The sequence below is a fragment of the uncultured Microbulbifer sp. genome (assembly GCF_947498635.1).
Classification (GTDB): domain Bacteria; phylum Pseudomonadota; class Gammaproteobacteria; order Pseudomonadales; family Cellvibrionaceae; genus Microbulbifer; species Microbulbifer echini.
In genome coordinates this window covers 16,885-39,793 of sequence record NZ_CANMKV010000040.1, presented here as the reverse complement: position 1 = coordinate 39,793, position 22,909 = coordinate 16,885, and the positions used below count along the sequence as shown (strand labels likewise).

Here is a 22,909-nt window from a genome sequence, read left to right as displayed (position 1 = left end):
TCCTAGTCAGATATTGGGAGAATATACGGCTGAGGCAGCAACCTAAAGGGTGATGCACTTCAGAGTTGAATGCAAGAAAGAACTAACCACAATTCTCCCTGGGAAGTGGTTTCTCTGCCCTATAAGAAAATAATAAGATCGAAATTTACCGCAGTCTATTGTCTCTCGATTAATAGTTGCCGGTAAGTTGTGTTTCGTATTTTTTTGCGCTGGCAAAATTGCCTGTTTCACGGTGAATAGAGATGAGTCCCTGGAGTATCTCTTCTGAAGCCGGGAACCTTTCCAATCCTTTCTCGAGGACCGCCAGGGCTCGCTTGGAATTTGCGGCGGAGTGAAGGGCAATTGCATATACGTAGATATAGCGGCTGCTGGTATCTTCGGCTTCTGCCGCCTGAAGCAGGAACCGGTTTGCTTCCGAGTGGCGATTCTGTCGTATGAGTGAGAGTCCCAGGGAGTGCTGTATGGCTGCCTTTCCCTCGGACCGGTTCAGAGCCGATCGCAGTAATTTCTCGACCTCTAACTCCCGTCCCTCAGATCGGTATAGATCGGCCAGGTTGATATAGGCGGGAGCGTAGTAGGGTGCTCTTTTGATAGCTTGCCAATAGAAAGCCTCGGCCTGAGTACTATTGCCTCTCTGTCGGTGCAGCCCTCCAAGATTGGCTAAAGACTCCGGCCGGTCGCTATTAAACAGCTCCGAGGCTATATAGTCCTGCAGGGCCAGGGAAAACTGCTTCTGCACAGAAACTGGATAGCGATCCATAGGTATTGAAACCAGGGCATTGGCGGCAAGCGAGCGGGTTACGCGTTCTCGTTCAAACAATAGGGGTATACCCAGAGCCGGACGTATTTGAGTAGGTATCCTATCCAGCGACTGGGCCAGAGCCAGGCTGAGCAGGGGCTCATCGCCCTGGGCAATGGCCTGAAGCAGCTGCGCAGAGCCGCGGGATAGATACCGAGGCAGCAGACTCACGGCGGTTGCCCTGGCGATTGCCGGTTGAGTGGGATCTGAAATCAGCGCACTGAGTTTCTCCTCAGCGTTGATTGCGCCAGAAAGTCCCGCTTGTAGTGCTTCACCGTAGTGCTCCAGGTCTGGGGGACCAAACGCTTTGTGTAGGACCTCAGCGGCCCACTGGTTGGTCTTGCCCTGGTGGCAACTGGTGCAGGCATTCGGCGTCTGTATTTTGTTGGAGAGATCGGGCCTTGGGATTCGAAAGCTGTGATCTCGACGGCTGTCCACCTGCATATAGTTTTTCGCCGGCATATGGCAATTGACACATCTTGCGCCGGGGCTATCACTCGGGTGGAGGTGATGACTGCTTTGCGCAAACTTCTCCGGGAGGTGGCATTGGGCACAGACACTATCCCCGCTATTAACTAGCTGCAGCCCGTGCGGATCATGACAATTACTACAGGTAACGCCTGCGGCGTACATTTTGCTTTGCAAAAATGAACCATAGACATAGACCTCTTCATTGATTTGACCATCGACGTGATAAAGCGGTGGCTGTAGCAGGGCGGGATTAAAGTGGTCGAGAAACTGGTTCCCTGCCTCTGCGCCAGGTAGGAAAGTAGTGCGCCTGGAGTGGCATTGTGCACAGGTCTGTAATTCCTGGGATACCTGTGTCTTTCCGTTCCGGGCAATACCACTTTCAATGTCCATCTTCCAGTTGATCGAACTGACTCGATGCAGCGCAAGTGTAAAGCCAAAATTTTCCAGATCGGACTGTTTATCTTCGGCCCACTGGAGATGTTTTGAGGCGGGTCCATGACAGGATTCACAAGCGACATTGATTTCGGACCAACTGGTATCGAAAGTATCGGTATTTAGGTCATAATTTTTTTGCAAGTTGGTGGAGTGGCAATCGGCGCACATAAAGTTCCAGTTCTGGTTGATGCTGCTCCAGTGCAGGGGATCTGTGTGTTTAACACTTGCACTGGGGTAAAGGTGGAACCAGCGCTGCCCTCCCACCGATTTTGCGCGATTATCCCAGGCAATACTCAGCGCCTGAAGTCGCCCACCTGGAAATTGAATCAGGTATTGCTGCAGTGGTTCCACACCAAAGGTATAGGCGATGGGGAATTCTTTTAGACTGCCGTCTAGGGTGTCAGTTTGGACGTAATAGTTTCCACCTTTTTTATAGAACGAAGAGGTAATGCCCTCATAAGTGAATGTTGCTTGATTAAAGTTGCCAAGCACGCTGCGTTCGTCTGCCTTGTTCATCGCCAATGCATGGTGAGATTTTTGCCAGGCAGAGTTTTCCTTTTGATGACAGCTGCGGCAAGAGCTTGAGCCCGCATAAGCTGGTAGTAAGTCAGGTAGTGAATTTAACGGGTTAATCTTTGCTGTGGGAGGATCGATATTGTTTCGTGTATTTACTCCCACTATTGTACCTCTGTCTACTCCGCAGGCAGCGAAGAGAAACGCAGCAAAGGGGATACACAGGCGGGAAAGATAGCTGGCTATATTTATCATAATTCTTGCGCAGTTCTGATTTGTCCATATTGGCTCGGATTTGCACAGCCAAGATTAGTTCATACGACGCCAAAGGGTGGATCGCAAATTGCGAGGAGCACAAAATTTGATGGGTAAGATCAAGCAAGTTTTGTTTGTTTTAAGTGCATTTATACTGGTTAACGTTTCTATTGCTCAGGAGCAGAGTGGTGAGACGCTGGCTACCTGGAATAACAGTGCAGCAAAGTCTGCCATTGTCAATTTCGTCGATAGGGTTACTCAAAGAGATAGCCCTGATTATGTACCCCCTGAACAGCGGATTGCCGTTTTCGATAACGACGGCACACTATGGGCGGAAAAACCCGCCTATTTTCAATTGCTATTTGCCAAGGATGAGGTCACGCGGTTAGCGCCAGAGCATCCAGAGTGGAAGACAGAGCAACCTTTTGCGGCAATCCTGAATGAGGATATGGTGAGTTTATTGGCACAGGGTAAAGGCGGAATTGAGAAAATGATTGGTGCCACTCATGCGAATATGACTAGGGAGGAGTTTAACCGGGTTGTCACTTCCTGGCTCAACACGGCGAGGAATCCGCTGACGGGAAAGCACTACCGCGACATGATTTACCAGCCAATGGGGGAACTGCTGAATTACTTGCGAGCTAAGGGCTTTAAAACTTTTATTGTTTCCGGTGGTGGCACGGATTTTATACGGGTGTTTTCCGAGAGCCTGTATGGTATCCCACCAGAGCAAGTGATCGGCAGCCGCCTTAAGGCGCGCTATGAGAATGATGATGGACATCCTCGTGTTATCGCGACCGATGAAGTTGAATTTGTAAATGATAAGGAGGGCAAACCCATTGGTATCAGCCAGGCAATTGGCCGCCGTCCAATTTTTGCCGTGGGTAACTCCGATGGTGATCTGCAGATGTTGGAGTGGACCACCGCTGGTAAAGGTCCACGTTTTGGTATGCTGATTCACCATACCGATGCCAAAAGAGAGTGGGCATACGATCGTAAATCCAGAGTAGGGCATCTGGATAAGGCACTAAAAGCCGCTAAATACCATAACTGGACTGTGGTGGATATGGCCAAAGACTGGAGTGTGGTTTTCCCGCCGGCCAAAAGAACGACTTCGAAGCGAGGGGCACAAAATTAGCTATTACCAGATTAATTCTGCAATTTTAGCGGGTATTTCACTTTGTGGAATCGTGACATCCACTATTAAAGCAGACTTGGCTAGTCTTGCTATATCGTCCCTCAAAGGAAAGTGTACCCAGGATTTTTTGGCGTCAATAAAGGGGGACACTCCACAGGTTGGACAAACGAAATTTGTCTCGACTTGAGTTAGTCAGCGAGCGCAAAGCAATTTATGAGGCCCGTCATGTTTTCTCTCCCCCTGCTGTCTCGTCGAGTGGCTGTAGTTATTGGTCTGTTGTGCATTCTTCAGTGGCAAGTCTATGCACAGTCGCAACCGCAACCGCAACCGCAACCGCAACCGCAACCGCAGGAGCAGCAACAAGAGCCGCCGCAGACTCAGGAACAGTTGCCGACACAGCGGCAGCTTGAGGGGCCATCTGAGGAACTTCCCCAGTCGCAGTCCCAGCAACATCAAATGCCGGAAAAGCCCAATATTTTGGTGATTTGGGGCGATGATATTGGCATCTGGAATATCAGTTTTAACAGCCGTGGCATGATGGGTTATACCACCCCAAATATTGATCGGCTGGCGGTCGAGGGGTTGTCATTTACCGATTACTACGGCCAGCAGTCCTGTACCGCTGGTCGCGCAGCATTCTTGGCTGGTAATGTGCCGGTACGTACTGGAATGACCAAGGTAGGGCTACCAGGGGCCAAGGAGGGCTGGCAGGAGAGCGATGCAACGATCGCCACGGTGATGAAGAGCCTGGGCTACGTCACCGGACAGTTTGGTAAGAATCATCAGGGCGACCGGGATGAACACTTGCCCACTAATCACGGTTTTGATGAGTTCTTCGGTAACCTCTACCACCTGAATGCAGAAGAAGAGCCAGAAAATCGCGACTACCCCAAAGATCCAGAGTTCCGTAAAAAATTTGGCCCACGTGGGGTTATTAAGGCTTTTGCTGGAGGCACAATCGAAGATACGGGGCCGCTGACCAAAAAGCGTATGGAAACCATTGACGATGAAACACTTGCCGCGGCCATCGATTTTATCGAACGTGCGCACCAAGCCGGTAAACCATTTTTTGTTTGGTGGAATGCCACCCGAATGCACTTTCGTACCCATGTGCGGGAAGAACACAAAAATCTGGCTGGTCCCGACAGTAATGAGTATATGGACGGTATGGTGGAGCACGATATCCTGGTAGGTAAGTTGTTAAGCCTGCTGGATCGTCTGCAAATTGCAGACAACACAATCGTATTCTACTCAACAGATAACGGCCCTCACTTCAATACCTGGCCCGATGCTGCCACAACACCCTTCCGCAGTGAAAAGAATTCAAATTGGGAGGGGGCTTACCGTGTGCCAGCTTTTGTACGCTGGCCCGGAAAATTTCCCGCCGGCACCACATTAACTGGCATCGCCTCACATGAGGACTGGCTGCCCACTCTGGCTGCTGCCGGGGGAAACCCGAATATCAAAGAGCAATTAAAACGGGGGGTAGAGTTAAATGGTAGGAAGTATCGCAACTATGTGGATGGCTACAATATGCTGGATTACTTCACCGGAAAGTCAAAGCTGTCCCCGCGCAAAGAGTTTATCTATGTCAATGATGATGGTCAGATCGTAGCCATGCGCTATGAGCCTTGGAAGGCAATTTTCCTGGAGAATCGGGGCCAGGGATTTGAGGTCTGGCGTGAGCCCTTTACAGAATTGCGTGTTCCCCTACTATTTAATTTGCGTCGGGATCCCTTCGAAAAAGCACAGCATAACTCAAACACATATGACGATTGGTTTATTGACCGGGCTTTTGTATTGGTACCTATGCAGCATCTCGCTGCAAAATTTTTGCAAACCATGCAGGAATACCCACCTAGCCAGGTGCCGGGTTCTTTTAACCTGGAAAAAGTACAGAAACAGTTGGAGGCAGGTGCGGGAGGTAGCAATTGAGAAATTTGAGAGAACACGAGTAAAATCATTAGCGTGGGAGTTGTGGGCTAAGACATGAAAAATTCATATTGCGCTGTCAACCGACCGTATTGAGGAAACGGTAGAAGACTACAGCGCTTGTATGAGGTGCAGACCTTGCTCCTATGTGCCTGGTGAATACGCGTTATGGCGAACGGATGCTTTGAATTTATCGGTTCGCAAAGATAATCAGTGTAAGCCAGGCGCTCTCAGGCACTTGGGTTGGGAAGATCCTGGTGCTACCACCTTCACGCAAGAAAAGGACGTCAACGGTATTGTTTGGGAGTACTTTAATGCTCAGCTACAAGCGGATGAAATCAATAATGCTTGGAGCAGTGCGAACTATGATCCAGATTAGTGGTGGCTATAAATATCTAATACTTAGTTGACAGCTGACCTGACACTCTTTACCGGTTTAAATGACTTTGATTGCCAGTTAAATCATCTCATAAAATTTAATTAACAAATAGGTAAACCACCGCCTCAGGCGGTGAGACTTGATAAGGCTCTGCCGTTCCGGCGTGCAGAGTAAAAATATGGCCTCCATGAACCGGCAAGTTCTTTAAGGAGGCCATATGAGAGATTGGCAGTGCCAAGCTCACGTGAAACATTATTGCAGGTACCATGTGGTATTTGTGCCCAAGTATCGAAAGAAAGCGTCATTTGGAGCATTGAGACGTGAGATTGGAGCAATATTCCGAGACTTATGTCGTCAGAAAGGCATAGAGTTGGTCTTGGGGTACGCAATGAGGGATCACATTCATATGTTGTTAATGATTCCTCCAAGGTTGAGTGTTTCCAATACGGTTGGGTTTCTGAAAAGGAAATCTGCGATCCAGATATTTCGGAAGTACAAGCATGTGCAGAGAAATTTCACAGGAAGACATTTTTGAGCTCGGGGCTACTGCGTGAGTACAGTAGGTCTTGATGAGCAGATGATTCGAGAGTACATCAAGAATCAAGAGGTTGAAGAACGCCGGCAAGAGCAGATGCAACTGGCGGGGTTGTAAATAGCCCCCTCTGGGGGCTTTCACCATACCACCCGCTATGCGGGAGGTTGCTGATTTTCTCTATGCTTCCAACCAAGTGGGTGAAATGGTCCTATTTCCTTGATTTATATGGCGATGCTTTGACTCGATTTCTTTAATATGTCGAATGAGTGAAAAAATCTGAATTTTCAGGATGCCTGAAAGGTTGTTGGGTCCAATAGAATTATTCAGGAGTTGTTTTTTAGGTTTAATAGAAGGTAATCTCGAGGGGGCTTGGTGTTGGCCAGTGAGGAGTGAAAATGAAGGCGTTATCTTCTGCTCTGCGTTCAGCCATTTTGTTGAGCTTACAGGTGACGCTGTCGAAAAATTATTCTGCTACTAGATTTAGATTATATTTCTTCGTAGGGCTGTTTGATTACCTTATTTGTCAGGCTGAACTTTTCTAGGAGGCTGTTAGGATGTTTGACTTATTAATTATAAGTGTTGTTTTGTGCATTTTTTGAACCGGTGGGTCGCCCAAAGTACATGATCAAAACTTGGTTCTATAGTTTCAAAATAGATGGTTCCGTGTGAATAGTAATGGATAAGGCAATGGGGAAAGGTATATAGTGGCTCCGTAGAAAAGATTATATTTAAAATATAAAATGGAGTTTAATCTTATGTATAAATCCCTGTTATCGTCAACCTTGTTGATACTTATGTTTCCTCTGCAGTCTGTATATGCAAAGGGTGCATCTGAACATGCTGAAAAGCTATTTAAAGAAGCAGTATCTTCAGATACAGTTCCTGGCATCAGCGTCGCTGTTGGCAGTAGTGACGGTACTCTATGGGCTAAAGGATTTGGCTATTCAAATCTAGAATCCAAAGTCCCTATGACAAAAAAAACAAAGCTTCGCATTGGAAGTGTCTCCAAAGTAATAACGGCCTCTGCGTTAATGCGCTTAGTTGAGCAAGGAGTCATAGATCTGGATGCGGGGGTCGGGCAGCTAGTCTCTGTTTGGCCAGAGAAGCATCCAAATATCAGTTTAAGGCAGTTGACAAATCATACCTCTGGAATTCGCCACTATAAAATCCCTGATGAATTTTTGTTAAATATGCAGTATAACAATACCCTGGAAGCTCTTGATATTTTTAAAGATGACCCTCTACATTTTACGCCTGGCACAGATAAGCGTTACTCCACTTATGCGTGGACTCTTTTAAGTGCGGCAATGGAAAAGTCTAAAGGGGAATCCTTCAAGGATATTGTCTATAAGGAAGTTTTTAAACCCCTAAATTTAAAGACGAGCACTTTTGATGATTCAGCACCAATTATTCCAGGAAGACAAGGTACATATTCTTATTTTGGGGGAGTTTTGGTTAATTCACCGGAGGTGAATAGTAGTCACAAATATGCCGGCGGTGGAATATTGTCAACCCCAAAAGATGTAGTGAAATTTTCTCTCTCTCATTTGTCCCCGGGTTATTTGCGGGAAGAGTCACTTTCCGAGTTGTTTACAAAGTCCAGGCTGTCGGATGGATCAGAAATCAATGTGGGGATCGGTTGGTTTATCGGATCAGAAGACTTTATGGCTGAATATGATTCAGAGGAATATGAGGATTTAAGACGTATCCTCCTAGAGCACCCTAATATCCTGTCTCATAGCGGACTTAGTATTGGGAGTGTTAGTATGCTTATGCTGTGTCCTGATCACCAACGCGCCATAACCGTAATCAAGAATGTAGACTTGGAAACAAGTGTGGATTTGACGGTACTTTCTTTGAAGACGCTGGATCTCTTCCATAGATCTGAGTGAATTAAATAAACCTTGGCTAAACCTCTATTGAACTGTGCTCTACAACTTTAAGAGTTTTAGGGCATGTTCATTGAGAGGTGTATATTTAGGTAGAGCTTTTTTGAAGATAAATATGTAGAGTTTAGATAAGGTTGATCTGGAGTTGTCGGGTTAATTTTGAGTCTAATTTTATGCGGCAAACTATAGCCGCCTTCATTGATGATTTAATCGGAAGCTATATCCACCCAAACTAGGAATGATTTTATGATCAAAGCCATAGATATTGGCATACCCAATGCCTTTGGGTTCGGTATATCTGGAGAAATTACGGAGAGCGATGTCTCTGAAGCTCTGATTAAGGCGAAGTCTCTTGGTGAGCATTTCGGAAATATCACTATTTATGAGGAGATTGAATCTTTTCAAGGACTGGAAGTCTCGGCGGTGACAAAAAAATTCAAGTATTTGTTGGATGTGGGGATTTCGAATATTTCTGCCGCAGCAATTTTAACTGATAAAAAGTGGTTGCAAAAAATTGTTCGATTGGAGGATAAAATTTTTCGCAATATCGATATAAGGTGTTTCTCACTGGAGCAGCGTGAAGAAGCTATCCATTTTCTTGAGCAGTATGCGCCGAATGGCTCTGATTAGCACCAATGACGTAACAATGGAATTATTGTGCGTTTTGTGGTTCAAACCAATGATATCTAAGGCGGAAGGCGCTACTCTTGACTTTCAGGCTGATGAGGAATCAACTGCTACAAGTGCTCTCAGGTGACTGTCAGATTAGGAATAAATTAATAATGAGGATATACCGAGGTTATTATGGTCGTTGAACAAATTTTAGGCTTCGATTTGGTGGGGCTTCGCACAAGAACAAAAAACGAAGATGAAGCGAATCCAGCAACGGCACAAATTGCTCCGCTGTGGGCGAGGTTTAGCGCAGAAGCAGTACCAAACTTTCGGGGTACTCCCCAGGTCTATGGGGTGTATACCAACTACGAAACAGATTATAGCGGGATGTTTGATGTGTATGCTTGCTCGGATCTGCTCTCAACAGATATGTCCGAGGACTTCCAGTCAGTGCATATCCGGGAAGGAAAGTACTTAGTATTTTCTGCGGAGGGAGAAATGCCACAAGCTGTTATCGATTTGTGGGGTGAGGTGTGGAACTATTTTTCTGCACCGGAGTGCCCTCACGAACGTGCTTACACGACAGACTTTGAGCACTATATGGGGCCAAATAAAATAACAGTGTCTATTTCTATCAAATAGCCCACTAAACAAGTTCTGTTTAGCGGGGAATCTCTGGATTAATCTGTGGCTACTTTAAAAGTCGCGATACGGTGTATCTTGATACTGACCTGCCAGGGAGTATTGGTTAGAAGACCTGGGAGTCCCCTCTATCTCACCGGGGCCCCTTTCACTCAATCGCTGAACCGTTTGGCATAATATCGGGCTTGTCAATATGGACATGTGACTTGCCAAAATAGACAGAAAGGTCCATGGGCCTGCTGTCCAAATTTTGTTGAGCTGAACCAGTTACTGTTTTGAGACGCTGTATGTCGATGGTGTGTGTCTGCTGATTGGCTTTTCCTATCTCGACATTTTTTTCTAATTGCTCACCACCCATTTTTCGCCTTTTCTCAGGAACTGTACGGCGTGGAAGCTAATGTTGGCGGGTGTAGATTCTTCAACTTGTAGGTCCCTGGGTGACTTTGTTGGTGAGAATTCCTACAAGCCCATTTCTGTACCTCTAGCGGGAACAGCGACGAAAATGCAACTAGCATAGGTGGATAGCATTAATCAGGGCTTGCCGGAGAAGAGGGTAGGTCTTGTTATATCGCAAAACACTAGATAGTCTTTATTCTCCCCTGGACTGGCAGGTTTGCGCAATTTTCTGACTCAATTTGGTTGATTTAGTCAGACTGAAAATTCCTTGCGCAATATATCTCGTCCACTGTATCGGATTAATAGCAGGTCTATGAGTAACAACGAAAAGCGCCCATTGTACATTCCCCATGCCGGCCCCTCCTTACTGGAAATGCCATTGTTGAATAAAGGCAGTGCATTCACTCTGGAGGAGAGGCTTGAGTTCAATTTGGCGGGCCTTCTGCCAAACAATGTCGAGACCATTGAGGAGCAGGCTCGGCGCGCCTATTACCAGTTTCAGCAATGTAAGACTGGACTGGAGCAACATATTTATTTGCGGGGTATCCAGGACGATAACGAAACCCTGTTCTTTTATCTGATCGAGCACCACATTGATGAAATGTTGCCGATCATTTATACCCCCACCGTGGGGGCCGCCTGCGAAGAATTCTCCAGTATCTACCGCAATCACCGCGGCTTGTTTATTTCCTACCCAGATCGCGAGCATATGGACGACATATTGCGCAGCGCCACCAAAGAAAACGTTAAGGTGATCGTGGTTACCGATGGTGAGCGTATCTTGGGGCTTGGGGATCAGGGCATTGGCGGTATGGGGATTCCCATCGGTAAGTTATCCCTGTACACCGCCTGTGGTGGTATCAGCCCAGCCTACACACTGCCGATTACCCTGGATGTGGGCACAAACAATCGCACTCTTTTGGGGGATCCCATGTATATGGGTTGGCGCCATGAGCGTATCTCCCAGGAAGAGTATGACGAATTCCTGGAGCAGTTTATTGAAGCGGTGCAGCGCCGCTGGCCCAAGGTATTGGTGCAGTTTGAAGACTTTGCCCAGACCAATGCCATGCCGTTGTTACAGCGCTACCGGGATCGGCTCTGCTGTTTTAATGACGACATTCAGGGAACGGCTGCTGTCACTCTGGGTACTCTTCTGGCCGCCTGCAAAACCTGGCAGGAGCCACTTACGGCCCAGCGAGTTGTGATTGTTGGTGCCGGCTCCGCCGGCTGTGGTATTGCCGAGCAGGTGGTGACCGCCATGGTGCAAGCGGGGCTGAGCGATAAGGAGGCCCGCGCACGTATTTTCATGTTTGACCGTTACGGATTAGTCACCTCGGACATGAAGGGGTTGCACGACTTTCAGGCCGCCTTGGCTCAGGCCCCGGATATTTTTGAGAGTGTTGCAGAGTCGAACTTGGAGAGCCTGATTGGCCAGGCTAAACCGAGTATTCTTATCGGTGTATCCGGCCAGGGTGGACTGTTTACTCAGGCTGTAATCGAGTCGCTACAGAAAGGTCACGAGCGCCCATTGGTAATGCCGCTATCGAACCCCACCTCGCGCGCGGAAGCGACCCCGGCAGAAATCTTGACCTGGACCAAGGGGGAAGCGCTAGTCGCTACTGGCAGCCCCTTTGCTGCAGTGGATATCGATGGCCACCATCACGCCGTGGCCCAGTGCAATAATGTCTATATCTTCCCTGGCATTGGACTTGGCGTTATCGCTGCTAATGCCACCCGGGTGACGGAGGGAATGTTGATGGCCGCCTCCAATGCCCTGGCGGAACAGGCGCCGGTGGTCAAAGAAGGGGTGGGCGCACTTCTCCCAGACCTCAACGATATCCGCGAAGTGAGCCAACAGATCGCACGTGCCGTAGCCGCTCAGGCACAACTTGATGGGGTGGCACCCAAGGTAAGCCATGAGCAGCTGGAGAAATCCTTAAAGCGCAATTTCTGGCAAGCGAACTACCGCAGCTACCGCCGTCGCTCTTTCTGATTTTCGTTTTCTACGACATCTATACCTATACCGGGGCGCGATTAGGCCCCGGTTTTTTTCAGGCCAGCTGCTCGCCGGAGTAGAAAACTTCAGGTTGGCGCAGTACTAGGTAATCCTCCCAGTGAAAGCCGTTGCTTAAAAACTCGGTGGCGGCTTTGGCTCCCGATACAAACAAGTGCTCGCAGTGCTCTCCGGGCATGGCGAAATCCAGCCAATGCGGGCGCTTGCCGCTTGCCATGGGCTCAATGGCGATCTCCTTCACCAATGCATGGTATTCCGCATTGAGGCTGGCGCGCACATGGTTATCCAGCATGTTGCGGCAGGTATTGATCAGTCCCATCGTAAAACGGCCCATCCCGTTGGATTTGGGCTGATAGTGGTCCACTTCCAGCTTGATGCCAAACGTAGGCAACTTTGGCGTGCCGCCGGGTTTGTGGAAAATATCGAAGGGAAAATTAGATACCAGGCCACCATCCACAAACTCCACCTCCTGAGGAAACCCATTTTTGAAGAAGCGCTCGGGGTTGCCGATCCCTTTAATGATGCGCCAATTTTCGACTATAGAGTGGCACTGGTTCAGTTGGGGAATATTTTTTACCGTGTAGGGCTTGAAAAAGCCCGGCACTGACATGGAGGCCCGCACATACTCCGCGGGATTGACGCTGTTGGGGTCGGCGAAATAAAGTGGCGCTTTGGCTGGAAACACCGCACGAGTCTCCGTGGTAATGTCTGCGGCCACCAGTGCCACTTCAGCAGCGCCCACCTGCGGGTCGGGCTCACCCTGGTAAAGTAGTGTGGGAAATTGGTTGATACGTCGATATAGCTGCGCAGTATTGGCGATACCCAGCTGACGCAATTCTTCCTGAAGCCAGCGGGTGAAGGTGTCTCCCGGGTTCAAGCCTTTGTCACGTAAAAGTTGCCTGCAGGTACGCAGGGAGTCAAATGGATGTAGTGCCAGGTTGGTAAATACCCCCCGGCCTTTGAGGAGGCGCTGCACCGTTTTTCGCGCATAAAGCTCACCATCTTCAAAACTGGCAAAGTCCGCTTTGGCCATGATTTCCAGTAACTTTTCGCTCTTACGTGAGCCTGGGGTTCCGGCGGCGGCCAGGAAAAGTGCATTGATGGCCCCTGCGGAAGTACCCGCAACTTTGCGGAAACGAATGCCGGCTTTTTCAAGGATGTAGGTGTAACCCACCAAGGCAATGCCAAGCATGCCACCGCCTTCCATTACCAGATCCACATACTGGAGCCCATCGGCATCCTGTACATCGCTAAAGGATTTACCTTCGATCGATTTCCGCGAATTTTGCCAAAGGGTATCCGCTTGGGAGATAGCACTGGTCACCCACGCTGTTTTACTCATTTGATCTTTCCCTGAAGTGGCGGTCGATTCCATACGAAAGTTAAAAATATTATCGGTTAAAAGAGTGGGGCAGGGTATCACCCAGAATCAAATTCGCCATAGCATCCAGCTTGTTTTTCGTGCCTTCCCACTTGGGCATCACCTGATTCATTAAACGGTAAAATCGCTCGCCATGGTTGTGTTCGGCGATATGGCAGAGCTCGTGCAAAATCACATAGTCGATACACTGGCGCGGAGCTTTTACCAGATGGGGGTTGAGGGTGATACGCCCCTGGGGGGAGCAGCTGCCCCATTGGGTTTTCATGCTGAGGGTGCGCAGGGGTGGACGCCCGGAGACCCATAGGGTCTGCTCCAATAGCGCATCCAGGCGGCGGTGAAAAATTTCTTTGGCGCGCACCTTGTACCATTCGCCCAAAAGCAGGCGCACTCTTTCGGGATCTTTTTTACGCACGGAGACTTCCAGCTTGCCGCGCAGTAATTTCACCTGCTGTTGGGTGTCTTCAGACTCAATGACTTTCAGCAGATATTGCTTGCCCAGATAGAAGTGGCTCTCGCCACTGATATATTGCCGTGGCGTTATATATTCCAGCGCTTTGCGGAAATCCCTCAGCTGCTGGTAAATCCAGCGCCCGCGTTTTTTTACCGCTTTTAAAACCGCATTGTTATCGATAGGTTCGGGTGCGCTGACCACCACACGGCAGTCGGGGTGTACTTTGATCAGCACTCGCCCATTGGCCTGGGAGCGGGGCTGGCATTCAAAAGTGATGCGCTCATCCCCATAGGCAAAGCTCAGTTGCCGGGAGTTGGGGTTATTTTGGGGGGAAGTAAAAGGCACATTCATGCCGGGATTAGTCTCCGCTTAAACCAACGCGGGTGATCTGTAGGATCATCTCCACCATTTTCTTGGCCTGCACCATACCACTGCCGATGGATTTACACTCCATAAATAATTTGGGCATCAGTTTTTTATGGATATCCTTCTCAATATTTTGCGGGCTGATGGAGTGTTCCATTACGGACTGGGTAACCATTGTATCGATCTCGAAGGCCAGTTTGATCCACTTATCCTGTACCTGGCTATCGCCAACTGCGAAAACCTCCGGCAGGCTTTTCTTGAATACACCAAAATAGGCCTGGGCATGACGGTTATCGGCAAAGGCATTGGGGATTTCATCCAGGTTGCGGGCTTTTACCTGGGCTTCCAGCGCTTCGAACAGTAAGTACTGCTTGTGTGGGTGATCGAACAGTTTTTCCGCCGCCTCAATCGCTTGCAGCAGTAACTTGGAAAAGGCTTCCTGGGCGTAGGGATCGTCGCGCAACTCCTGTTCGATCATGCGGGTGACGCGGGTTTTAATAATATCGGTTTCGTTGCGGGTTTTGTCCTCTCCCCAATCTTCAGGCCGCTCCGCTTTGCCCATTTTATTGACTTCGTATTTACCCTCGGGCTGTAAGATTTCCACGCCCACCACATGCTTATCCAGCAGGTTTTTTACCTGGGTCGCGTATTGGTCATAGTCCACAGAGATTCCGGTTTGCTGTAGCGCCCACTGGCGTAGTTTGGCGAACTCTTTAACCGTCTGTTTATAGTGCTGGCGATCACTATCGCTAAAAGTTTTGTCTTCGAAAAAGGTGGCGGATTGCAGGGCTACTTTCAGGCAGGTGGTGAAGTGGGTGAGTGCCTCGTAGAAGTCCTCGCGCACTTTTAGGTTTATATCGACCAATTCACTATTGCGCTGTTCAATTTTGGGCACTATCACCTGACGCAGTTGCTCGGTGTCCTGCTTATTTTTCACACCGGCGAAAATGCCCCAAAGATTTTTATACAGTAAGGGCAGGCGCTTGTACTCGCTGCTCATGGGGCTGTAGAGCCCGGCGATATCGTCGATGTCGTAGCCGCCCTGGGTGCGTGCGGCCAGATCCTGGTATTTCTGCAGGGTGGTATCCAGCTCTGCCAGGATGCCCCGGTAATCGATCAGCAGGCCGAACTTTTTATCCGGGTGCAGGCGGTTGACCCGCGCGATCGCCTGGATCAGGTTGTGTTCCTTGAGCGGCTTATCGATATACAGCACCGTATTCTTGGGTTCATCGAACCCAGTCAGCAGCTTGTCCACCACAATCAGCAGTTTCAGGGAGTCATCTTTATCGAAGCGCTCAATCACTCCCTGGGTGTAGCGCTGTTCATTTTGCGAGCCCACATTGTCCTTCCACCACTTCACCACCTCCGGCATCGAGGACTCATCTACCGCCTCGTTGCCCTCGCGGGTATCCGGTGCACTGATCACTACCGCCGATTCAAATTTCTGCCCCTCTGGCCAGTGCTGCTGGGCTTCATCCAGGTACTTTTTATATTGGATGGCAGTGGCTTTGCTATCGCAGGCCAACTGGCCTTTTAAGCCCGCATCGATGTTTTTAACAAAATGGGTGGCAATATCGGTAGCAATCAGTCGAATGCGATCGTCGGCAGTGTAAATCTCTCCCTTACGGGAAAACTTGCGCTTTAAATCTGCCTGCTGCTCCTCGCTTAACCCCACCGTAATGCGCTCAAACCAGCGGTCAATTGCGCGCTCGTTAACATTCAAGTCCGGGATACGTTCTTCGTACAGCAGTGGGGTTACGGTGCGATCCTCCACCGCCCGCTGCATGGTATAGGCGTGGACTATGGGGCCGAACTTATTGGTGGTCTTATCGTCTTTCAGCAGGGGCGTGCCGGTAAAGGCCACAAAGGCGGCATTGGGCAGGGCCTGGCGCATACGGATATGGTTTTCGCCGCCCTGGCTGCGGTGGCCCTCGTCGATCAGCACAATCAAGTCGGCACTGTCGTTGCAACACTCCGGCAGGGCAGTGGCGCCGGTAAATTTTTGCACCAGCGAGAAGATAATGCGCTCATTGCCGCTGCCAATCTGCTGGGCCAAACGCTTGCCGGAAGTAGCCATCGCCGCTTCCTTATCTTTCTTGCCCGCCAGTTCGCCACCGCTGGCAAAGGTATTGCTGAGCTGGCGCTCCAGATCCACACGGTCGGTGACAATAATCAGGCGACTCTGTTTGAGGCTCGGCTGGAAGATCAGCGCCTTGCTTAAAAACACCATGGTGAAGGATTTACCGGAGCCGGTGGTATGCCAGATTACGCCGCCCTCCCGCGCGCCGTCACTGCCGCGTTGGGCAATGCGCTCCAAGAGCCGTTTGATACCGAATACCTGCTGAAAACGGGCGACGATTTTGCCGGCCTTTTTATCGAACAGGGTGAAGTAACGGACCATCTCCAGCAGCCTCTGGGGCGATAGCAAGCTGATTAGCAACCGATCCTGGCCGCCCAGGGCCAGCTCGCCGCCGGCGATCAGGGTTTGGTACCAGTCCAGATCGGCCGGGGAACGCTGTTGAAACAGGGTTTGGATTTGTTCGCTGGAAAGGGGGCGGTTTTTGATCGCCAGCATTGCCTCATCGGCGATATCCTCCTCGCGCCAGGCCGCCCAGAATTTTGCCGGCGTGTTACAGGTGCCGTAGCGGCCCTCGGCGCCGTTGACCGACAATAACAGTTGGCTGTAGGCGAACAGTTGCGGAATTTCATCGTGGCGCTGGTTGCGCAGACTCTGGGAAATGCCCTCGTCGATAGAGGGACCTTTCTTGCCATCCGGGCGCTTGGCCTCGATCACCACCAAGGGAATACCGTTGACAAAACACACCATATCCGGGCGGCGGCTCTCTACGCCGCTGGCGCGGGTTACGCTGAATTCCTCGGTAAAGGCAAAGTGATTGTTGTCGATGGTGTGCCAGTCGATCAGGGCAATGGTGGGGGTGGCTTTTTTGCCATCGACAAACTCGGTCACCGAAATGCCGTAGAGCAGATGGTTGTACAGCTCTTCGTTGGCCGCAATCAGCCCTTTATTGAGCGCCGGGCTGCACACTATGCCGATCAGGTGGTCGATGGATTTTTGTGAGAGCGGCTGCTCTTTACCGGCGAAATGGAAGGTCCGTTTGCCCAGCTCCCGGCGCAGTACTTCGGTGAGTACCACCTGGTCCTGGCGCCCACTGCGGGCTTGGTTGGCCTCGGCGGGTGGTAAAAACGACCAACCCAGATTGCATAACAGGGCCAGGGCGGGGATCTTTGCGGCGTATTCTTCTTGGAATTTTGGTACTGCTGTGTAATCCATTTCCACGGTAATGCCTATCTCCAAAGGGAAATCCGTTTTTATTGGGATAAAAGTGTCTCTGTTTCCGGGCTGTGGAGCAAGTGGAAAGGGGCTATTGCCCAGCTCGCTGCTTGCGAGGCTGTGCCGCAAGCGGCGTTGGTTCGAGCACTGTGAGGTTGGAAGCTGATGGCTAGCCGTTGCTTTGCTGGCTGGTGGTTTTGGGGTTGGGGAGTCCCTGGTAGGGGTATTGCACTGGGTAGCGGAGTGCTTATCTCACTGCTGGATTATTGGCCTTGTGAGTATTGCACCGCGCCAAGAAGTGAGAAAGGCACTCCTTGGGCGGGGCTGTAACTAGCGTGTGGGTATTATCCAGTCGCTAAAGCTAGCGCCTATTAAATTGAGACACCCATATTGCCTTCAGTACCGATACAATATCCAAATATTTCATGGAAAAAGAGGCTTTTACATTCAAAATTGGAGGCGATATGGAAAGTGTCATTCGGGAATTTGGGATCGTGAAGTCCCAGGTTGTGCTCGGTTCCCACGCAGTAGATATCATTTCTTGGGTCACCGGGCCTAAAGGCAATCCAATCCAGTTTCCAGCCGCCGAGATCACCCTGATCATCCCACTTGCCGTCAATGGGGTTCCATTGACCTACATTACCGTCGGCGCCTACACACCACATTACTCCAAAGTTATCGAAGGCAATCATTTTTAGGGGCCAGGGCTTTTTAATCTCCGGTTCCTCCCAGGCTCCAGTGGTGGTATTCCACTTGGCAAGATTACCTTTAGTCCCAACGCTCCACATGGCATTTGACTTATCAAATGCAATCATCTTGGAATCCCAGGATTGGTTGTACTCTTTTTTGTCAACGAGGCCAAAAGTTCTTGAATTCCACTTTCCGATATTATTCGAAGTGCCCACACACCACAGGTTATCTTCTCTATCAAAAGTGACCATATTTAAATGCCACGTTGAGAGGAATCCTCTGTCTTTAAATTGCATTTCCATGGTTATTCTCCTTTGGGTTTTGGGATCAGGGTTTTCTGATGCTTCGGGGTACCAAAATATGAAGGCTTAAAATGAATGCACTGGATAATTAATCAATAAGCCAGCTGGAGCCTTGGTGTCATTTTGTTGACAATTTTCAGGCAAGAAGAATGTGCAGCCTTTTGAAAGGGAAAGTTTTTATATGCGCTTAGCACTTTCCAGCAAAGACTGATACTGTGCTGGCTTATTTATTTTCCATTCGCTGGGTGCTATCTATCCAGTGGCGGCTATTGCTGCAAAAAGTGAGATTGAGGCTTTGTGGCTGATTGTATTTCTGTCCATTAAGGGGTAGGGCTAAAAAACAGAACTGGCCACTCGGCTTGATAAAAACCTCCTAATCAGTTGTTGCAAGCGATCTTAAAGCAAAGGTCTGTTATTTAATATCCTCCTTCGTTAAAAGGGCGGGGATTCCTACCGGTGGTTGGCGCCATTTTTGAAGTGGTCTGCCAACTCAAAGTAATTTAGAGGAATTAAATAATTGCGAGTCAGTTGGGTCGGCATTAATAGGTTGTCGCCGTGGCGCGTGTATCAATTAATTTGGTCTTGCGGGGAGGGTGTCGTGAATTTTTTGGTTGGAGCGGCAGCCACGGAATTGTCAACAATAGATTTGCCCCAGCGATGGGTTTTTAAAAGTTGGCATTTGGGCGATGTGTTTTCGCCGATTAGGAAAGGAGCAGTTGCTGGAAAGAGGAAGGGAAAGAATACGCTGAGCCCGGACCCTATAGGGTATAGGTATCGATTGGGCGCTTCTAAGATGTGTTCACAGGACATCTGAAGTACAGCGTATTCTGTTCAGCGGGATAGAGTTCTCTATTTTATGCGGGGCCGTGTATGGCCGCTATCAATGCAAACAGCAGCGTTTAAACTTTTTACCGCTGCCACAGGGGCAGGGGTCGTTGCGGCCGGTTTTGGGGTCTGCTCGGTGAGGGGTTGGCGACAGTTCCGGGGCCCGTTGTTGCAGCCAGTGACGGTGCAGGGCGCGGGCGGCGGGTTCTATTTGTGCGATGCTGTGCTGGTGCTCTGCATTGGTGAGGGTGCTGAGGTGATCGAAGTGTTCCTCGCGGCCGTGCAGGGCGATGGCTTGTAGCTGGGTATTCAGTTCTGTGGGCAGGCTGGGCCACTGGCCCAGGTCGACGCCGCGCATATAGCCGAAGCACCACTCCTCGACGATGGCGAAGGGAGCTTCGCCCTCTCGCTCGGTGATACGAAATAGGGCGCTGAACTCTGCGGGGGTTTCCACCAGCATCATGGCATTGCTGTTCATCAGCTGGAACAGCAGCGCGGTAAAGCGCTGCATCTCCTCCTCGCTCTGCCACTCCGGCTCATTGCCGGGGCCGCCCCAGAGGGCGGAGAACCAGCGGCTGGGGGGAATCATTTCCGGGCCGGATACCAGGGCGGTGAGAAAGCCGTCCAGTTCGCAGATATCCAGCACCGAGTCGTCGTTGCCGTATTTGTGCAGTACGTCCTCAATAAATTCCAGATCGGCTTCACTGATGGGCGCATCGAGATCGAGAGTTTCGCTAAATGTCATTGGGCTTCCTCTACCTGGACCCGGCGCTTGCCGGTGAGCAGCTGCTGCATCAGGGCTTTTTTCTCCTGCTTTAGGCAATCGAGTTTTTGTTGCAGGGTTTCGATTTCCCGATCGGCGCTGGATAGGGTTGCGGCGATTTTTTCTTGTTCACCTAAAGATGAGGGTAGGGATAACTTTAGACCTTTCAGGTAATCTGTGGTTACCCTTTTTTGTCCCGCAGATCCTTGCATATTAGCTTCTCCACGGATTCTAAATTCAGATGTATTTGTTGTGTAGTATATGTATTTGGAGCTAATGTCTTGCTTGGCTCTTAAGATGTGAAATTCAGTACTACCGAAGCCGACGGAGTTTTTAAGGCCCTCAGCATATGCTCCTTTTCCATTTTCAAAGCATGGTGTAATTTTTGCCACAATCACGTCATGGTCAATGAATGATGTGAATCCCTTGTTAACCTCTATATATTTTCTTTCTTCTTGTCGCTTTATTTTGGCATCTTCGGACACGGAGTCCATTGCAATAAAAGAGACTAAACCATCTGAAGGTTCAGCAGGCTTTCTGGGGTTTAAGTCGCAAATCTGAGATAATTTCTTTAATTTCCACTCCCCACTAAACCGAACCCCATTCTTATCCCGCAGGCGCTTTTTGCCGGTCAGCAGTTGTTGCATCAGGGCCTTTTTCTGCTGGCAGCTGTTGGCGAGTAGTTTTTCGCTGGTGTCGATGGCCTTATCCCAGGTGGATAGGATTTGGGCGATCTTTTTTTGTTCGGTGAGTGGTGGAATGGATATTCTTAAGCTTAAAAGTTCACCTTTGGTGATATTTTTCATAGATCCACTTGTGCCTGTCGCTAAATTTGACAAGCGATAGCGAGTGGAATCGGATGCCAGAATATAGCTAAGCCACTTCATATTTGAATCTGGCTTGGGAATTGTTTGCCACAGCTTATCTGGTAAAAATAAATCAAGATAATCTTTTTCTATATAAGCGCTAGCCCCAACTAGTTCTTCGGTATTACTTCTACTAATTATTATTTGATTGGCCTTTGGTGATGTTTTTGCTCTAGATATCTCATATGGCGCAATAACTTTAGCGGCGCTTGGGTCAAACACTCCATATGATACTGCGCTTACTTTCAGTACTCCTTGCTCACCTTTAGAAAGAGTACGGTCTTCGCCATTTACACTCACTCCAGACTCTAAGCCGAGTAATAAATCATCTACACGCCCTTTTCGCCACCCCTTAGGCACCATAACCCAACTCCCGCAAATACTGCTCCATTTCCCCTTCAAGCTCGCTTAACTGAGCTTTCAGCTGTTGCCGCTCGGCGCGCACTGCCAGCAGGTCGATCTCCTCCTCCTCCTCGAAGGTATCCACATAGCGGGGGATATTCAGGTTGTAGTCGTTATCCTGGATTTCCTTGAGGCTGGCCACATAGGCGTATTTGTCCAGGTCGGCGCCCTGGCGGTAGGTGGCCACCACCTTATCGATATTGTCCTGGGTGAGCAGGTTCTGGTTTTTGCCGGCTTTAAATTCCCGCGACGCATCGATAAACATCACGCTGTCGTCCTGCTTGTCGTGGGCGAAGATCAGGATGGCGGCGGGGATGCCGGTGCCGTAGAACAGTTTTTCCGGCAGGCCGATCACTGCGTCTAGCAGGTTCTCCTCGATCAGCTGCTTGCGGATCTTGCCTTCGGCGGCACCCCGGAACAGCACACCGTGGGGCACCACCACGCCCATGCGCCCGCTCTTGGGATTGAGGGTTTCGATCATATGCAGGATAAAGGCGTAGTCCCCTTTGGTTTTCGGCGGTACACCGCGATTAAAGCGGCCGAAGGGGTCGTTGCCGGCTTCGTCGTGGCCCCATTTGTCCAGGGAGAAGGGCGGGTTGGCGGTGACGATATCGAACAGGTCCAGGTTGCCGTTTTTGTCCAGCAACTTGGGATTGCGAATGGTATCGCCCCATTCGATTTTGTGGTTGTCCTCGCCGTGCAGGAACATATTCATCTTGGCCAGGGACCAGGTAGAGCCGATGGCTTCCTGGCCGTAGAGCTCGTACTGCTTGCTGTCGTGGTGTTCCCGCACCTTGCGCCCGCATTTCATCAGCAGGGAGGCGGAGCCGCACGTAGGATCGCAGATGCGGTCGCCGGGGCGGGGGTCGAGCAGTTCGGCGATCAGCTCAGACACTTCCGGCGGGGTGTAGAACTCGCCGGCCTTCTGGCCGCCGCTGGCGGCGAAGTTCTTGATCAGGTATTCGTAACCGTTGCCGATCACATCCAGGTTGCCCACGCGGCTGGGGCGCAGGTTCAGCTCGGTTTTGGCGAAGTCTTCCAGCAGGTGGCGCAGGATGGTGTTCTTCTGCTTTTCCTCACCCAGCTTGTCGGTATTGAAGGTGAGGTCCTGGAACACGCTCTTGCCGGCGTCTTTGAGCTTGGTGCCGTTGGCCTCTTCGATGGCGTGTAGGGCCTGATCGATGCGCTCGCCATTGCCGGGCTCGTGGCGGTGTTCGTACAGGGTGTAGAAGCTGGCACTGGGCGGCAGTACAAAGCGCTCGCTCTTCATCATCTCTTCGATCAGCTCCGGCTCGTCGCCGTAGGCTTCCGCGTAGTCGTCGTAGTGGTCCTGCCACACATCGGAGATGTACTTGAGGAACAGCATGGTGAGGATAAAGTCTTTGTAGGTATCGGCGCTGATGGTGCCGCGAAAGGTATCGCAGGCATTCCACAGGGCTTTATTGATACTGTCCTGGCTGATTTGTTGGGCGGCGCTATTGCTGCTCATGGGATGCTTTTTGTCCTTTGTGTACTGCTGGGGCGCTGTGGCCCAATCGAATTCGGTTTGCGCTGGCATTGC

16 protein-coding genes and 1 pseudogene are annotated in these 22,909 nt (G+C 50.1%); 8 read left to right on the top strand and 9 right to left on the bottom strand.

All coding sequences use genetic code 11. The features are described 5' to 3' along the window. Positions 1–169 precede the first annotated feature (169 nt). Positions 170–2,473 carry a multiheme c-type cytochrome gene (locus Q1A69_RS16720; protein ID WP_299587908.1) on the bottom strand — a complete coding sequence of 768 codons (2,304 nt, stop codon included), beginning with the start codon at positions 2,471–2,473 and terminating at the stop codon, positions 170–172. Between the two features lie 109 nt (positions 2,474–2,582). On the opposite strand from Q1A69_RS16720, the gene Q1A69_RS16715 reads away from it, so the two are divergent. The 7 genes and pseudogenes from Q1A69_RS16715 to Q1A69_RS16685 all read left to right on the top strand — a co-directional run bounded on the left by Q1A69_RS16715 (position 2,583) and on the right by Q1A69_RS16685 (position 9,600). Beyond that, a complete protein-coding gene (locus Q1A69_RS16715) occupies positions 2,583–3,611 on the top strand; it encodes an HAD family hydrolase (protein WP_299587905.1) in 1,029 nt (342 codons plus the stop codon). Between the two features lie 225 nt (positions 3,612–3,836). Further along, positions 3,837–5,546, top strand: coding sequence for an arylsulfatase (locus tag Q1A69_RS16710; protein ID WP_366525602.1), 1,710 nt, complete (start codon positions 3,837–3,839; stop codon positions 5,544–5,546). Positions 5,547–5,727: 181 nt separating this feature from the next. Then, positions 5,728–5,922 carry a hypothetical protein gene (locus Q1A69_RS16705; RefSeq protein WP_299587902.1) on the top strand — a complete coding sequence of 65 codons (195 nt, stop codon included), beginning with the start codon at positions 5,728–5,730 and terminating at the stop codon, positions 5,920–5,922. A gap of 217 nt (positions 5,923–6,139) precedes the next feature. Continuing rightward, positions 6,140–6,574: pseudogene (gene tnpA, locus Q1A69_RS16700) on the top strand (IS200/IS605 family transposase). Positions 6,575–7,212: 638 nt separating this feature from the next. Next, positions 7,213–8,349, top strand: coding sequence for a serine hydrolase domain-containing protein (locus Q1A69_RS16695; RefSeq protein WP_299587899.1), 1,137 nt, complete (start codon positions 7,213–7,215; stop codon positions 8,347–8,349). 243 nt (positions 8,350–8,592) lie between these two features. Further along, positions 8,593–8,976, top strand: a complete 384-nt coding sequence (locus Q1A69_RS16690; protein ID WP_299587897.1) for an STAS/SEC14 domain-containing protein — start codon at positions 8,593–8,595, stop codon at positions 8,974–8,976. 174 nt (positions 8,977–9,150) lie between these two features. Next, positions 9,151–9,600 carry an effector binding domain-containing protein gene (locus tag Q1A69_RS16685; RefSeq protein ID WP_299587895.1) on the top strand — a complete coding sequence of 150 codons (450 nt, stop codon included), beginning with the start codon at positions 9,151–9,153 and terminating at the stop codon, positions 9,598–9,600. A gap of 148 nt (positions 9,601–9,748) precedes the next feature. On the opposite strand, the gene Q1A69_RS16680 is transcribed toward Q1A69_RS16685, so the two are convergent. Further along, entirely contained in the window at positions 9,749–9,958 is a 210-nt protein-coding gene (locus Q1A69_RS16680; RefSeq protein ID WP_299587893.1) for a hypothetical protein, read from the bottom strand. Positions 9,959–10,309: 351 nt separating this feature from the next. On the opposite strand from Q1A69_RS16680, the gene Q1A69_RS16675 reads away from it, so the two are divergent. Beyond that, a complete protein-coding gene (locus Q1A69_RS16675; protein WP_299587891.1) occupies positions 10,310–11,989 on the top strand; it encodes an NAD-dependent malic enzyme in 1,680 nt (559 codons plus the stop codon). A 58-nt stretch (positions 11,990–12,047) separates the two neighbouring features. Here the strand turns inward: Q1A69_RS16675 and Q1A69_RS16670 are convergent, their stop codons facing one another. The 7 genes from Q1A69_RS16670 to Q1A69_RS16640 form a co-directional block, all read right to left on the bottom strand. Beyond that, positions 12,048–13,352 (bottom strand): patatin-like phospholipase family protein, encoded by a 1,305-nt coding sequence (locus Q1A69_RS16670; protein WP_299587887.1) that lies wholly within the window; start codon positions 13,350–13,352, stop codon positions 12,048–12,050. A gap of 49 nt (positions 13,353–13,401) precedes the next feature. Beyond that, a complete protein-coding gene (locus tag Q1A69_RS16665) occupies positions 13,402–14,193 on the bottom strand; it encodes a SprT family zinc-dependent metalloprotease (protein WP_299587885.1) in 792 nt (263 codons plus the stop codon). Between the two features lie 7 nt (positions 14,194–14,200). Further along, on the bottom strand, positions 14,201–17,524 hold the full coding sequence (locus tag Q1A69_RS16660; protein ID WP_299587883.1) for a type I restriction endonuclease subunit R: 3,324 nt from the start codon (positions 17,522–17,524) through the stop codon (positions 14,201–14,203). Between the two features lie 347 nt (positions 17,525–17,871). Further along, entirely contained in the window at positions 17,872–18,492 is a 621-nt protein-coding gene (locus Q1A69_RS16655) for a hypothetical protein (RefSeq protein ID WP_143731529.1), read from the bottom strand. Between the two features lie 880 nt (positions 18,493–19,372). Continuing rightward, entirely contained in the window at positions 19,373–20,062 is a 690-nt protein-coding gene (locus Q1A69_RS16650; RefSeq protein ID WP_299587881.1) for a YecA family protein, read from the bottom strand. Continuing rightward, positions 20,059–21,309: a restriction endonuclease subunit S gene (locus Q1A69_RS16645; RefSeq protein WP_299587880.1), complete on the bottom strand. Its 1,251-nt coding sequence runs from the start codon at positions 21,307–21,309 to the stop codon at positions 20,059–20,061. The genes Q1A69_RS16650 and Q1A69_RS16645 overlap by 4 nt, the downstream gene beginning before the upstream one ends. Then, entirely contained in the window at positions 21,299–22,837 is a 1,539-nt protein-coding gene (locus Q1A69_RS16640; RefSeq protein WP_299587878.1) for a type I restriction-modification system subunit M, read from the bottom strand. Before Q1A69_RS16640 ends, Q1A69_RS16645 begins: the two co-directional genes overlap by 11 nt. Positions 22,838–22,909: the final 72 nt, after the last annotated feature.

What these genes read in the sequence shown, in the direction of transcription:
- Q1A69_RS16655 (WP_143731529.1), bottom strand. Translation starts at nt 18,492, where the DNA reads ATGGAAATGCAATTTAAAGACAGAGGATTCCTCTCAACGTGGCATTTA.
- Q1A69_RS16680 (WP_299587893.1), bottom strand. Translation starts at nt 9,958, where the DNA reads ATGGGTGGTGAGCAATTAGAAAAAAATGTCGAGATAGGAAAAGCCAAT.
- Q1A69_RS16720 (WP_299587908.1), bottom strand. Translation starts at nt 2,473, where the DNA reads ATGATAAATATAGCCAGCTATCTTTCCCGCCTGTGTATCCCCTTTGCT.
- Q1A69_RS16690 (WP_299587897.1), top strand. Translation starts at nt 8,593, where the DNA reads ATGATCAAAGCCATAGATATTGGCATACCCAATGCCTTTGGGTTCGGT.
- Q1A69_RS16640 (WP_299587878.1), bottom strand. Translation starts at nt 22,837, where the DNA reads ATGAGCAGCAATAGCGCCGCCCAACAAATCAGCCAGGACAGTATCAAT.
- Q1A69_RS16670 (WP_299587887.1), bottom strand. Translation starts at nt 13,352, where the DNA reads ATGAGTAAAACAGCGTGGGTGACCAGTGCTATCTCCCAAGCGGATACC.
- Q1A69_RS16715 (WP_299587905.1), top strand. Translation starts at nt 2,583, where the DNA reads ATGGGTAAGATCAAGCAAGTTTTGTTTGTTTTAAGTGCATTTATACTG.
- Q1A69_RS16645 (WP_299587880.1), bottom strand. Translation starts at nt 21,309, where the DNA reads ATGGTGCCTAAGGGGTGGCGAAAAGGGCGTGTAGATGATTTATTACTC.
- Q1A69_RS16665 (WP_299587885.1), bottom strand. Translation starts at nt 14,193, where the DNA reads ATGAATGTGCCTTTTACTTCCCCCCAAAATAACCCCAACTCCCGGCAA.
- Q1A69_RS16695 (WP_299587899.1), top strand. Translation starts at nt 7,213, where the DNA reads ATGTATAAATCCCTGTTATCGTCAACCTTGTTGATACTTATGTTTCCT.
- Q1A69_RS16710 (WP_366525602.1), top strand. Translation starts at nt 3,837, where the DNA reads ATGTTTTCTCTCCCCCTGCTGTCTCGTCGAGTGGCTGTAGTTATTGGT.
- Q1A69_RS16650 (WP_299587881.1), bottom strand. Translation starts at nt 20,062, where the DNA reads ATGACATTTAGCGAAACTCTCGATCTCGATGCGCCCATCAGTGAAGCC.
- Q1A69_RS16685 (WP_299587895.1), top strand. Translation starts at nt 9,151, where the DNA reads ATGGTCGTTGAACAAATTTTAGGCTTCGATTTGGTGGGGCTTCGCACA.
- Q1A69_RS16675 (WP_299587891.1), top strand. Translation starts at nt 10,310, where the DNA reads ATGAGTAACAACGAAAAGCGCCCATTGTACATTCCCCATGCCGGCCCC.